The 12,008-nt window shown below is 59.0% G+C and carries 14 protein-coding genes; 8 read left to right on the top strand and 6 right to left on the bottom strand.

From position 1 onward, the window contains the following. On the top strand, positions 1 to 267 hold a 267-nt coding region (locus tag ABWO67_RS16045; protein WP_353153313.1), incomplete at its 5' end, for an autotransporter domain-containing protein. 75 nt (positions 268 to 342) lie between these two features. Here ABWO67_RS16045 and ABWO67_RS16040 read toward each other — a convergent pair. Next, positions 343 to 1,290 carry a methyltransferase domain-containing protein gene (locus ABWO67_RS16040; protein WP_353153311.1) on the bottom strand — a complete coding sequence of 316 codons (948 nt, stop codon included), beginning with the start codon at positions 1,288 to 1,290 and terminating at the stop codon, positions 343 to 345. Positions 1,291 to 1,395: 105 nt separating this feature from the next. Between ABWO67_RS16040 and ABWO67_RS16035 the strand changes: the two genes are divergently transcribed. The 3 genes from ABWO67_RS16035 (at position 1,396) to ABWO67_RS16025 (ending at position 3,810) form a co-directional block, all read left to right on the top strand. Then, positions 1,396 to 2,193 carry a ComF family protein gene (locus ABWO67_RS16035; protein ID WP_353153309.1) on the top strand — a complete coding sequence of 266 codons (798 nt, stop codon included), beginning with the start codon at positions 1,396 to 1,398 and terminating at the stop codon, positions 2,191 to 2,193. A gap of 64 nt (positions 2,194 to 2,257) precedes the next feature. Then, positions 2,258 to 2,728, top strand: a complete 471-nt coding sequence (locus ABWO67_RS16030) for a tRNA (cytidine(34)-2'-O)-methyltransferase (protein ID WP_353153307.1) — start codon at positions 2,258 to 2,260, stop codon at positions 2,726 to 2,728. A 107-nt stretch (positions 2,729 to 2,835) separates the two neighbouring features. Then, a complete protein-coding gene (locus tag ABWO67_RS16025) occupies positions 2,836 to 3,810 on the top strand; it encodes an Rpn family recombination-promoting nuclease/putative transposase (protein WP_353153305.1) in 975 nt (324 codons plus the stop codon). Between the two features lie 17 nt (positions 3,811 to 3,827). Here the strand turns inward: ABWO67_RS16025 and ABWO67_RS16020 are convergent, their stop codons facing one another. Genes ABWO67_RS16020 through ABWO67_RS16000 form a run of 5 tightly spaced genes read right to left on the bottom strand, consistent with a single transcriptional unit; the run spans position 3,828 to position 7,203 of the window. Beyond that, complete coding sequence (locus tag ABWO67_RS16020; RefSeq protein ID WP_353153303.1) at positions 3,828 to 4,829, bottom strand: Bug family tripartite tricarboxylate transporter substrate binding protein; 1,002 nt, start codon at positions 4,827 to 4,829, stop codon at positions 3,828 to 3,830. A gap of 47 nt (positions 4,830 to 4,876) precedes the next feature. After that, a complete protein-coding gene (locus ABWO67_RS16015; RefSeq protein WP_353153301.1) occupies positions 4,877 to 5,926 on the bottom strand; it encodes an NAD(P)H-dependent glycerol-3-phosphate dehydrogenase in 1,050 nt (349 codons plus the stop codon). A gap of 12 nt (positions 5,927 to 5,938) precedes the next feature. Beyond that, positions 5,939 to 6,460 carry a protein-export chaperone SecB gene (gene secB / locus ABWO67_RS16010; RefSeq protein ID WP_353153299.1) on the bottom strand — a complete coding sequence of 174 codons (522 nt, stop codon included), beginning with the start codon at positions 6,458 to 6,460 and terminating at the stop codon, positions 5,939 to 5,941. 41 nt (positions 6,461 to 6,501) lie between these two features. Continuing rightward, complete coding sequence (gene grxC / locus ABWO67_RS16005; RefSeq protein ID WP_353153297.1) at positions 6,502 to 6,762, bottom strand: glutaredoxin 3; 261 nt, start codon at positions 6,760 to 6,762, stop codon at positions 6,502 to 6,504. A gap of 30 nt (positions 6,763 to 6,792) precedes the next feature. Beyond that, positions 6,793 to 7,203: a rhodanese-like domain-containing protein gene (locus ABWO67_RS16000; RefSeq protein WP_353153295.1), complete on the bottom strand. Its 411-nt coding sequence runs from the start codon at positions 7,201 to 7,203 to the stop codon at positions 6,793 to 6,795. A 90-nt stretch (positions 7,204 to 7,293) separates the two neighbouring features. On the opposite strand from ABWO67_RS16000, the gene gpmA reads away from it, so the two are divergent. The 4 genes from gpmA to ABWO67_RS15980 all read left to right on the top strand — a co-directional run bounded on the left by gpmA (position 7,294) and on the right by ABWO67_RS15980 (position 11,853). Further along, a complete protein-coding gene (gene gpmA / locus ABWO67_RS15995) occupies positions 7,294 to 8,046 on the top strand; it encodes a 2,3-diphosphoglycerate-dependent phosphoglycerate mutase (RefSeq protein ID WP_353153293.1) in 753 nt (250 codons plus the stop codon). Position 8,047: 1 nt separating this feature from the next. Continuing rightward, complete coding sequence (locus ABWO67_RS15990) at positions 8,048 to 9,514, top strand: murein hydrolase activator EnvC family protein (protein WP_353153291.1); 1,467 nt, start codon at positions 8,048 to 8,050, stop codon at positions 9,512 to 9,514. Positions 9,515 to 9,580: 66 nt separating this feature from the next. Further along, positions 9,581 to 11,104 (top strand): S41 family peptidase, encoded by a 1,524-nt coding sequence (locus ABWO67_RS15985; protein ID WP_353153289.1) that lies wholly within the window; start codon positions 9,581 to 9,583, stop codon positions 11,102 to 11,104. Next, positions 11,104 to 11,853 (top strand): HesA/MoeB/ThiF family protein, encoded by a 750-nt coding sequence (locus tag ABWO67_RS15980; RefSeq protein ID WP_353153287.1) that lies wholly within the window; start codon positions 11,104 to 11,106, stop codon positions 11,851 to 11,853. Before ABWO67_RS15985 ends, ABWO67_RS15980 begins: the two co-directional genes overlap by 1 nt. The last annotated feature ends 155 nt before the right edge of the window (positions 11,854 to 12,008 follow it).

Raw genomic sequence — 12,008 nt, 5'->3', positions numbered from 1 at the left:
GGCAAGCATGGCAGCTTGCAGGCGACCGCCGGGCTGGGATGGCGCCACGCGTTCGGCGATGTGGACGCTTCGCGTAATTTACGGTTTGCGACGGGAAGCGCTTATACGGTGGTAGGTACGCCGTTGGCCAAAAATGCCATGGTGGCCGAGCTAGGCATCGATTGGGCAGCCAGCGCTGCCAGCCGCATCAGCCTCAGTTATACCGGCCAGATCGCCGGGCGCACACAAGACCACGGTGTTCAGGCGCGGGCCAGTTGGACGTTTTAAGCTGGGGTTGAAGGTATTGGCCGGATCCTTGCGCCTGACGGCGTTTGCGGCCAATACGCAGTAGCAACTGTTGATTTATTCGTCCGTCTTGCGCGGTTTGATGGCGGGGGGCGGGGCTTTGGTGCCGGCCCTGCCGATGGAACCCACAGATATCCGGGTTTCGCCGAACATATTGCGCATGCTGGCAGACCGCCACGCGTGGCCGTAAGCGACTTCCAGCGTCAGGTGTATGGTGCCGTCAAGCTGGCGCTGGTTTTCCAGCGCATCCAGCAGCCGTTGCCGCCACTGCTTGCCTGACAAACCCGGCTTGCGGTCCAGGCTGGCATTGCCACCCAGGGCGCGCATATCTTCCAGCAATTTTTCTGGCGTGCGATAGGTCAGTGTCAGAATTTCCTGATCCATGACCGGGTCGGAAAAGCCGCGTTCGATCAGCAGATCGCCGAAATCGTGCATATCGACATAGGCGGGAGTGGTGGTTTGCAGATTCGCCTCGGTAATGGCGCGGCGCAACTCGGCAAGCGACCCCGGCCCCAGGCAAGAAAACATTACCAGGGCGCCAGGCTTTAGCACCCGCCGCCATTCGCTTAATACTTCGTGAGGCTCGGGGTGCCAGTGCAGCGCCATGTTGGACCACACCAGATCCAGGCTTTCCGGGGGTAGCCCCGATTTGGCCATGTCGGCGTTCAGGAACTCGGCAGGCGGCGTGGGTTTGTTACGCAGCTTTTGCCAAAATCCCGGCTTGGCCAGGTAGCGCTGGCGCGCGGCATCCAGTAGCGGGGCGCAGCTATCCAGCCCTTTATAGTCCATTTCGGGATAACGGGCGCGCAGCGGTTCCAGGGCGTGGCCAGCGCCGCAACCGGCATCCAGCACGGTTACTGGATTAATTCGTATGTAGCTTAGGCGCTGCAGCATACGTTGCGCAATTTCGCCATATAGAAACTGACCCGCATCCAGCGGGCTGCGCCGGGCGAATTGCAAGCTGACATGAGCAGAGTTGATGCGCAGGGAAGGTGGCTGTGACATTTAAGGACTAAGGGTCTGGTGTGGACGAGGGGGCTGTGCTTAGATTAGAAACAATACGCCGCGTTGCTGAACCAGCCCTCTCTTTCATTTATCGAGGACACCATTATGGCCGATCTGCCTGTCTTGCGCGAACCGGCGCGATATCCCCGTGTGGGTTTGCGCCACCGGTTTTACCTGGCCTGCCAGGCCGGTATTGCCCTGGTGCCAACGTCATGCGTGCTATGTCAGGGCAGGGCCAAAGGCGGCAGCCTATGTGTTTTTTGTCATGCAGCGGTGATGCGCTCCATGCTTGATGGCCGGCCGCGCTGCCTTGCGTGTTGCCTGGCCTTGGACGCGGCTATGCAATGCCCCGACTGTGTACAGCGTCTACCTGCTTTCGACCGCGTTATTGCCGCCTTCGACTACGCGGCGCCCGGGGACTTGTTGATTCATTACCTTAAAGCCGGGCGGCGTTTTACCAGCGCAGCCATGCTGGCGGGCTTGCTGGCCCAGGCGGTGCGCCATGCGACTCTGGCGTTGCCGGACGATGCCATTTTGGTACCCGTGCCGGCCAGTCGGGCATCGATACGGGAACGCGGCTTTAATCCTGCGGCAGAAGTGGCCCGCTGTCTGGCACGGCAGCTCGGCATGGCTTGCAGGCCCGGCCTGTTGTTGCGTGCGCAGGAAGGCAGGCGGCAAACCCATCTTGGGCGCATCGAGCGCGTCAGCAGCTCGCTGGCGCTGTACTCTTGCCCGATGCGCGTAGACGGCGCAGCTATTGTTGTGGTGGATGATGTGATGACCACGGGCAGCACTTTGCACAGTATTGCGCAGGTGCTCAAGGCGGCAGGGGCGGCTTCGGTTTGCGGGCTGGTCCTGGCCCGTACGCCTTATGTTTCCAGGCCGGATCAGCAGCCCGGGTAGCGGTAACGGCTATTGGTCATAAAATGCGGTTGGCATACCTTAGATTCAACGGAATACGCACCTCATGTTTCACATCGTTTTAGTCTCGCCGGAAATTCCTCCCAATACCGGCAATGTCATCCGCCTGGCAGCCAATACAGGGGCCAACCTGCATCTGGTGCGCCCGCTTGGCTTTGAGTTGGACGACACCCGGCTTAAACGGGCTGGGCTGGACTATCACGAATGGGCCAACATGCAAGTGCACGACAGCCTGGCGCTGGCTTTCGACAGCATAGGCGGGGATCCGCGGCGCCGGTTCGCCTTGACCACCAAAGGCACGCAGCTAATCGGCCAAACGCCGTTCGCGCCCGGCGATGTTTTTGTCTTCGGACGCGAAACCGCTGGCATGACACCGGAGCAAATGGATTTCTTCCCACCCGAGCAGCGCCTGCGCTTACCCATGATGCCGCAACAGCGCAGCCTGAATTTGTCTAACGCTGTCGCCGTTACCGTATACGAGGCGTGGCGTCAGGCGGGGTACGCTGGCAGCGTGTAAGGCGCCATCAGCGTATTTTTCCGCTACGCTATTTCCCTTCACTTTGCGCCCGTGCTTGCATGGCCCGTCCTACAGTAAGTGCTTTTGCACAATACGTAGGATGCGGCATGAGCCAACACGACGCGAGCTACCGGCAGCTATTTAGCAGCCCGCACATGGTGCGATGCCTCTTCGACGGTATCCTCCAGTCCTGCACCGACTATGGTCCTGGCCTGCCTGGCGCCAACGACCTGGACTGGTGCGCTGCGCAGGCACTGCCAACCAGTTACATTGGCAAAGGCTTGCGGCGGCGTCAAAGCGATTGCGTTTGGCGGATTCCGCGCCGGGATGGCGAAGACCTGTACATTCTGCTCTTGCTGGAACACCAGTCCGGCATCGATACCCACATGGCCTTACGGATGTTGATCTACACCGGTTTGCTGTATCAAAGTATGCTTAAGCAAAATCTGATACCACCCGGCGAACGTTATCCTTCCGTGTTGCCCGTGGTGCTATACAGCGGCGTCACGCCCTGGAATGCGGCGACTCGCCTGATTGATAATATCGATACCAGTCTGCCGTTGCGACATTTGCAGCCGGACATCCGCTACATTGTGCTGGACGAAGGCCGGATGCTGCGGACGGCCAACCTGCCCGAGGGCAATCTGGCCACGCTCTTGTTTCGCCTGGAACACAGCCAAGGTGTTGAGGATGTGCGCCAATTGATGCAAACTATCGGAAAGTGCACCCAGGACCCATGCTACGACGAAGTGCGCCGTGCTTTTCTGGACTGGGCTACCCATGTGCTGCTGCCGCGCGCCCTGGACGGCCAGCCCACCCCCACAGTACATAGCCTACAGGAGTTCGACGACATGCTGGCAGAAAACACACGTTCCTGGACGCACCAGTGGAAGATGGAAGGGCGGCAAGAAGGCAGGCAAGAAGGTGAGGCCGGCCTGCTACAGCGCTTGCTTACCCGCAAATTCGGCCCCTTATCTGAAGCCTTGCAGCAGCGCATACAAACGGCCACGCCTAACCAACTGGAAACCTGGTCGTTGAATATCCTGGATGCGCAAACACTGGACGACGTATTTACAGAATAAGCCGCGCTTTGCTCACATCAGTCCAGCGATAGATTCAACCGGTTGATGATGGCTTCCAGCTTGACCCGTTCCGCCTTGACCATGGCGGCCAGTTCAGCGGGCGAAGAGGGGGCGGGAGTAAAGTACAGCGACGCCATTTTTTGCTTAACGTCGGGCAAATCCAATATGCCGGTAATTGCTGTATTTAAGCGCTGAGCAATGTCAGCCGGCGTACCTGCCGGCACAAAAATCGCATCCCATGAAATGGACTCGAATCCAGGGTAGCCTTGCGATGCCATGGTGGGCATGCCTGGCAAGACATCGCTGTCTTCCAGGCTGGTAATCCCCAGCACGCGTACTTTACCAGCGTTGACTTGCGGCATGGCTACACCTGGCACCATAAAACCTGCCTGAATGTCGCCAGCAATAATGGACGTAATGATTTGCGGGAATCCGGAGTAAGGGATTTGTTGCAAGGTAATGCCTGCCTGGTCTTCAAGCATGGCCATTGCCAAGTGCGAAGAGCTGCCTGGCCCCACGGAGCCATAATTCAACGCACCGGGCTGGTCCTTTGCCAGTTGCACAAATTCCTTCAGACTTTTGGCGGGCGAGTTCTGGGGCACTACCAAAACGTTGGGGCTGGTGCCTACCAGACTGATGGGGTCCAGATCCGTCACGGGGTCGTAACCCAGTGTCTTCTTGTATAGGGCCGGTGCAGTAACCATGGGGCCGTTAATCGTCAGCAGCAGGGTATAGCCGTCGGGCTTGGCCTTGCTGGCATAGCGGGTGCCAATGTTGCCACCTGCGCCAGCCTTGTTTTCCACCACGATCGGTTGCCCCAGCTCTTTGGCCAGGGGCTCTGCAATCGCGCGCGCCAGCGTGTCGGGCGATGAGCCCGCCGGAAACGGCACAACCAGTTGTATTGGCCGGTTTGGCCACGTGTCGCCATGGGCCACGGGTGCAAGCGATATCGCGCCGACGGCGGCCAGGCCGAGAATGGATAGATGCAGTTGGCGGCGCAGGGATGAAAAACGATTCATGGGGATGCCTGAGTAATAAATATCGGAAAGAGTCCAGCGGCTATCCGCTAATGGGCTTCGGCGCGCGCTTCGCGCGATAGCAGGCTGGACACGGCTTCGCTTGGCGCCATTCCATCGAATAGCACACTGCAGACGGCTTCGGTAATCGGTAATTCCACATCATGCTTGCGGCCCAGATCGAGGGCTGCACGCGCACAGCGTACGCCTTCCGCCGTGACGCCGCCGCCCAGGATGCTGGCCGGGGTCTGGCCTTGGCCTATGGATAGTCCGACTTGCCGGTTGCGCGACAGGGCGCCGGTTGCCGTCAGCACCAGATCGCCCAGGCCTGCGAGCCCTACAAAAGTTTCTGCCTGCCCGCCCAGAGCTAACCCCAGGCGCTGCATTTCGGCCAGCCCACGGGTAATGAGCGCGGCGCGGGCATTGGTGCCTAGCCCCAGGCCATCGGAAATTCCGCAGGCGATGGCCATAATGTTTTTCAAGGCGCCGGCGACTTCCACGCCAATGACGTCCGAGCTGGTGTAGATGCGCGCATTGGTGCCATGCAACGCGGTCAGGACGGCCTGTATGGTCGAGTCGTTACGTGTGGCAAGGGTCAGGGCTGCAGGCAACCCTTGAGCGATCTCAAGGGCGAAGGAAGGGCCCGACAGCACGCCCAGGCCGATATCAGGACGCCCAGACAGTGCCGTATGCACTATTTGATGCGGTAATTGGCCTGTTTCGTGGTGGAACCCTTTGCATGTCCACACGATACTGAGTTGCGAACTACAGCCGTGCGCCAATGCTGCTGCGATTTGTGCACAAACGGCGGACAGACCCGCTACCGGAACGCCCAGGATGATAAGACCCTGTTCTGCTTCCGGTGCACATACGTGAGCCATGGCCTGCTGGAAATCGGCTGTGGCACGTAATGTGGCAGGCAGCCGGATATCGGGCAGATACCGCGGATTGACATGGTCTTGGTCAAGCTGGCGGGCAACCTGCGGGTCGCGTGCCCAAAGCAGGGTGTCGGCCTGCGAGCTTGCCAACGCCGCCAGCGCTGTCCCAAAGCTTCCGGCACCAAGCACCGCTACGCGGATAGGTTGGGGAGCAGCACTCATGCGGCGCAGCCTTTACTGGCGTGTCATGCCGGGAGGCAGGATAAGGCCGGCATCGCCTTCCTTGTTTTGCTCTTCCGACAGTTGGGCGACGCGTTGTTCGTACAAGCCCTGGAAATTGACTTCGGCCAGATGCAGGGGAGGTAGCGATGTGCGGGTAATGGCATCGGCCATGTTGGCGCGCAGGTAAGGGTAGAGCATGGTGGGGCACACAATGCCGATGAGCGGATCGAGTTGCTCGGCGGGAATATTGGCGGCTTCGAAAATGCCTGCTTGCGTGGCTTCGACCAGATACAGCACTTTGTCGCCGATGCGCGTGGTGACGGTTGCGGTCACGCTGGCTTCGTACACGGTTTCGGCAAGACGCTGTCCGCCCACGTTGATGGACACTTCAACTGTAGGGCCTTCCTGTTCCAGGAAAATCTGGGGCGCATTGGGCATTTCCAGTGACAAGTCTTTGACATAGGTGCGCTGCAGGCTGAAGCTGGGATCTTGGCTATCTTGTGTTTCTTGGCTGTTTTGGTTCTGGTCGGCCATGGTGTTTCCTGGAAAAGGGGGAGTGAAGTGAAGTAGTGGATTTAGGCGGTCGTCAGCAGCGGCATCAAGCCATCGGCGCGGTCAAGCGCAGCCAGGTCATCGTAGCCGCCTACATGGGTGTCGCCAATATAAATTTGCGGTACCGTACGCCGCCCTGTGCGTTCCATCATGATGGCGCGCTGTTCCGGGCTAAGGTCGATACGAATTTTTTCGATTTCGGTCACGCCGCGCTGTTTAAGCAGCATTTCGGCACGAACGCAATACGGGCACACGCCTGTACTGTACATGGTTACGGTTTGCATCAAGCTTCCTCAATAGCGAAAAACGAATAATCAGGTTTTTTTGGACAGCGGCATGCCGTCTTTGACCCAACCTTGAAGGCCACCTGCCATACTGACTGCCTCATCGTAGCCTTGTTTGCGCAAAGACCCGGCAACGCGTGCCGATTCGCGGCCTTGATCGCATACAACGATAATAGGCTTGTTTTTAGGCAGGGAAGCCATTTTGGCTGCCAGGTCGGCTACCGGCAGGTTGCGTGCCTGGGGTATGCTTCCGGTCTTGAAGGAGTCGGGGCTGCGCACGTCAAGGAAAATACCTTGTTTTTGGTTGGCCAGTTGCACGGCTTGCTGCACGCTGACTGTTTTGCCGCCGCCCTTTATGATGGTGGGCAATAGCAACATGACGCCCGAAGCGATGGCGACAAACACAACAATGAGGTTGTTCTGATCTAGAAAAAAGTCCACGATATATCCCGAATAGGCCCTTGGAAAAAGAGCTGAATCATACGATTATAAAATGGACCGCGAATTTCAACTTTTAGGCGTTTTTTTATCATGCATAAACTTGTTCTGATGCGCCACGGCGAAAGCCAGTGGAACCTTGAAAACCGTTTCACCGGCTGGACTGACGTTGACCTGACGGATACCGGACGCGAGCAGGCCCGGATGGCTGGCGAACTGTTAAAGCAAAAGGGCTTTGAGTTCGACCTGGCTTACTCATCGGTCTTGACGCGCGCCATTCGCACGCTATGGATCGCGCTGGACGCGATGGATGCGATGTACACGCCTATCGGTCTTAGCTGGCGCTTGAACGAACGCCACTACGGGGCGCTGCAGGGTCTGAATAAAGCCGAGACCGCCCAGAAGTATGGCGACGAGCAAGTGCTGATATGGCGCCGCGCTTACGCGATTGCGCCCGAACCCCTGAGCTTGGACGATGATCGCCATCCCCGTTTCGACCGGCGCTATGCCAAGATCGCCGCCGATAAACTGCCCGCTACCGAATGCCTGGCTGATACGGTCGAGCGCGTTCTGCCATTCTGGAATGAGTCGATTGCGCCTGCCATACGTGCTGGGCGCCGTGTATTGATTTCGGCCCATGGCAACAGCCTGCGTGCCCTGATCAAGCACCTGGACGGCATTTCCGACGAGGACATTGTTCACATGAACATCCCCACGGGCCAGCCGCTGGTATACGAACTTGACGACGATCTGCGTCCGATACGCCATTATTATCTTGGCGATCCGGCGGAAATCGAAGCGGCGATGGCTGCCGTCGCCAGTCAAGGCAAGGCAAAAAAGGCATAGCATGCGGCGTGCGCTCGGCGGTGTAGTACTGGCCTTGTCGGCAAGTCTGGCTTGGGGAGCCGAGTCCACGCTTGCCCAAAGGCAGGCCGAGGCGAAAAAGCAGCAGGCTGAATTACGTGGCCGCATCCAGGACCTGCAAAAGGAAATAGACAGCCAAGAGTCCTCGCGCCGCGACGCGGCCAACGACTTGAAGGCATCCGAATCGGCTATTTCGTCGATTAACCTGGAACTGGCCGAGCTTGCTGCGCGCCAGAGCAAGACCGAGCGCGAGCTTAAAACGCTGGACGCGCAAATCGCCGAGCAAAAAAGCCAGCTCGCCCAGCGCCAGAAAGAATTGGGCGACCAGTTGCGCGCCCAATATGCCAGCGGCCTGTCGCCCTGGACGGCATTGCTGTCAGGCGACGACCCTCAAAAGATAGGCCGCGACCTGAGCTACCTGGGTTACATCTCGCAAGCGCAAGCCGACGCGGTGCGTGGCGTTCGCACGGCGCTGGACAAGCTGGCGGCGTTGCAGGCTCGTTCCGAAGCCAACAAGAAAGAATTGATTCAGCTTGCCAAGGAAACCGGCGAACAAAAAGCATCGTTACAAGAACAAAAGGCTGAGCGCCAGCAGGTTCTCGCGCGCATCGATAGTTTGTTAAACGAGCAGCGCAAGCAGGCCCAGCGACTTGAGCGCAACGACGAGCGCCTGGGCGACTTAGTCACGGGGCTCGAAAAGGCGATTGCCAAACAGCTTGAAGAGGCGCGGATCGCGGAAGAAAAACGCAAGGCCGAGGCAGCGCGCAAAGCCGAACAGGCTCGGTTGGCCGAACTGGAGCGGCGTCGTGCGCTGGAACGCGAGCGCCTGGCAGCACAGAAGGCCGAGCAGGCAGCGCGTGCGGCACAAGATCAGGCGCGCCGCCAGCAAGACGCGAAAGAGGCGGAAAAAGCCCGCTTGCAGGTTGAAGCCGCCCGAGCGCAGGCGCGAGCCGCTGAAGAGGCCGCGGCTCGTCCGCCCAAGCCGGAACCGCCTGCCCAGGTTGCTGACGCCGCTCCGGCTAAAGGCGCCGAACAGGTACGCCTGGCGCCCGCCGGTGGCTTCACAGGTTTGAAAAAGGGTATGCCTTATCCGGTACGCGGGGATGTATTGGGGCGTTTTGGCGCCGAACGTCCCGAGGGCGGGATATGGCGCGGCATAGTGCTGCGTTCGCCCGAAGGCACCAGAGTGCATGCCATTGCGCCGGGCCGAGTGGTCTATGCCAGTTGGCTTAGCGGATTTGGCAATATCATTATTGTCGACCATGGGGCCAAATACCTTAGTGTGTATGCCTATAATCAAAGCCTATTGAAGCGAGTGGGCGATATCGTCGATACTGGCGATACGATTGCCAGTGTGGGCGCAACGGGGGGGCAGGTGGACCCGGGCCTATACTTTGAAATCCGGCATCAGGGTACTCCCGTGAATCCTCTGCTTTGGTTAAGGCAGTAAATTCGGTACTATTTGCCTGACGCCTTCGGCGTATTGGTTACTTTGAATTCAATTTCAGGAATGTGCATGAGCACTCGCAGGTTTGGCGGTTTTGGTTTGGTGGTTGCAGGCGCACTGGGCGGCGTATTAATAAGCCTGGGCATCACAGCGGCAGCGCAGCGCGGCGAACCCTTGCCTCTTAAAGAGCTGCAGCAGTTCGCCAACGTCTTCGCTGCCATCAAAGGCAGCTACGTAGAGCCCGTGGGCGACGAGCAACTGATCAATGATGCGATCAAGGGCATGTTCAGCGAACTCGACCCCCACTCCACCTACCTGGATGCCGAGGCCTTCAAGGAAATGGAAGCCATCACGCAAGGTGGCTTCGGCGGGCTGGGTATAGAAATCGGCAGCGAAGATGGCATGCCCAAGGTCATCGCGCCTATTGAAGACACCCCGGCTGCGCGTGCGGGCATACTGGCCGGCGACTTAATTACGCATATCGATGGCAAGCCCACCAAAGGGATGTCGCTGAACGACGCCATCAAGCTGATGCGCGGCGAACCTAAAACGCCCATCGTGCTGACCATTGCTCGTCAGGGCCGCGACAAGCCGCTGGTTGTCAACATTGTGCGTGACCTGATCAAGGTGCGCAGCGTGCGCAGCAAAATGCTGGACAACAATATCGCCTATGTGCGCATTGCCCAGTTCCAGGAGCGCACGGCGTCCGATTTGGTAACGCAGCTCAATGCGCTGGGCGCCAAAGCGCCTCCCAAGGCGCTCATCCTTGATTTGCGCAACGACCCGGGTGGCCTGCTGGACAGCGCCATCGGCGTGTCCTCGGCATTCCTCAAGCCTGATGTGCTGGTGGTTTCGACCAAAGGTCGGGTGCCATCCTCTAATCGCGAATACTTTGCCAAGCCCGGCGACTACATGCGCGGCTACCTGAACGGGGGTAGCGGTTCATCCGATTACCTGTCCAACCTGGCCGGCTGGAGCAAAACGGTTCCGATGGTGGTGCTGGTCAACGTGGGCTCTGCCTCGGCTTCGGAAATTGTGGCCGGCGCCTTGCAAGACCACAAGCGGGCCAAGGTCCTGGGCAACCGCACTTTCGGCAAGGGTTCCGTGCAAAGCGTATTGCCGCTTAGCGAAGACACCGGCATCAAGCTGACTACCGCGCGCTACTACACGCCTTCGGGCCGCTCTATCCAGGTCACCGGTGTCGATCCCGATATTGCCGTAGACGATACCGCCCAGGGCAATCTGTTCCGCCTGCCGCGCGAAGTCGATTTGCAGCGGCATCTGGTCAACGCGGCCGAGGCTGAAGAAGCCGCCACCGGCAAAGATAGCGAGGCAGAAGAGGTCGAACCGAAAATGTTCGAATTTGGCGGCGCTGACGATTATCAGCTGAAGCAGGCTATCAATTTGCTGGAAGGCCGGCCGGTGAAAAAGTCCGATCCCAGTCAAGTGGTAAAGGCTGATAAGGCCGCCGCTTCGGCAGCGCAACCTAATGGTAAAACGCCAGCAACGGAAAAAAAAAGTCCGATAAACCCAAGTAACTCCAAAATCGAGCGTTTCCGGATAACGCCTGAAGGCCTGATCAAGGCTCAGTAATGGACGACCTGCAACTGCTGCGATATGCCCGGCATATCTTGCTGGACGAATTCGGCATCGAAGCGCAGGAGCGCTTGCTGGCGGCCAGGGTGCTTATTGTCGGTGCTGGCGGGCTGGGCTCGCCGGCCGCCTTTTACCTGGCGTCTTCAGGGGTCGGGCACATTGTCCTGGCCGACGACGACGAGGTCGAGCTGGGTAATTTGCAGCGTCAAATCCTGCATACCACCGACCGTATAGGCTGGGCCAAGGCCGAGTCAGGCAAACTGATGCTGGCGCAGTTGAACCCTGAAACGCAGGTGCAGGCGCTGGTTCGCCGTCTTGACGACGAGGCACTGGCCGAACAGGTGGCGTTGGCTGATCTGGTGCTCGATTGCTGCGACAATTTCGCTACGCGCCACGCGGTCAACCGCGCTTGCGTTGCGCACCGCAAGCCATTGGTGTCGGGCGCAGCCATACGCTTCGCCGGCCAGGTCAGCGTTTTCGATATGCGTATTGACGACGCACCTTGTTATCACTGTCTATTCCCGGAAGCCGACGACGTTGAAGAGCTGCGCTGCGCGACTACCGGGGTGCTGGCGCCCCTGGTGGGGATTGTAGGCAGCATGCAGGCGGCCGAGGCCATCAAGGTGCTGACGGGCATGGGTGAGCCCTTGGTGGGGCGTATGCTGTGCCTGGACGCTTTGTCCATGCAATGGAACACTGTGCGGTTCAAGCGTGATCCGGCTTGCCCGGTATGCAGTAGCCGTTAGCGTATTTTTAACCAAGGTGTTTACAGAACTCACGGCAGCGCAAGCGCGCCAAGAGGCCGAATTCGCGGGCGTCGAGCCTGCATCGGCGGCAAGGTCGCGTTACTGTGCGGACGTGCTGGGGGCGGTTTTTCGTTCTTGAGAAAGGCGGGTGTGTC

The organism is Pollutimonas bauzanensis, from assembly GCF_040393045.1.
Taxonomy (GTDB): domain Bacteria; phylum Pseudomonadota; class Gammaproteobacteria; order Burkholderiales; family Burkholderiaceae_B; genus Pollutimonas; species Pollutimonas bauzanensis_A.
The sequence above is the reverse complement of the archived record's forward strand: the minus strand, read 5'-3'. Positions and strand labels throughout refer to the sequence as shown.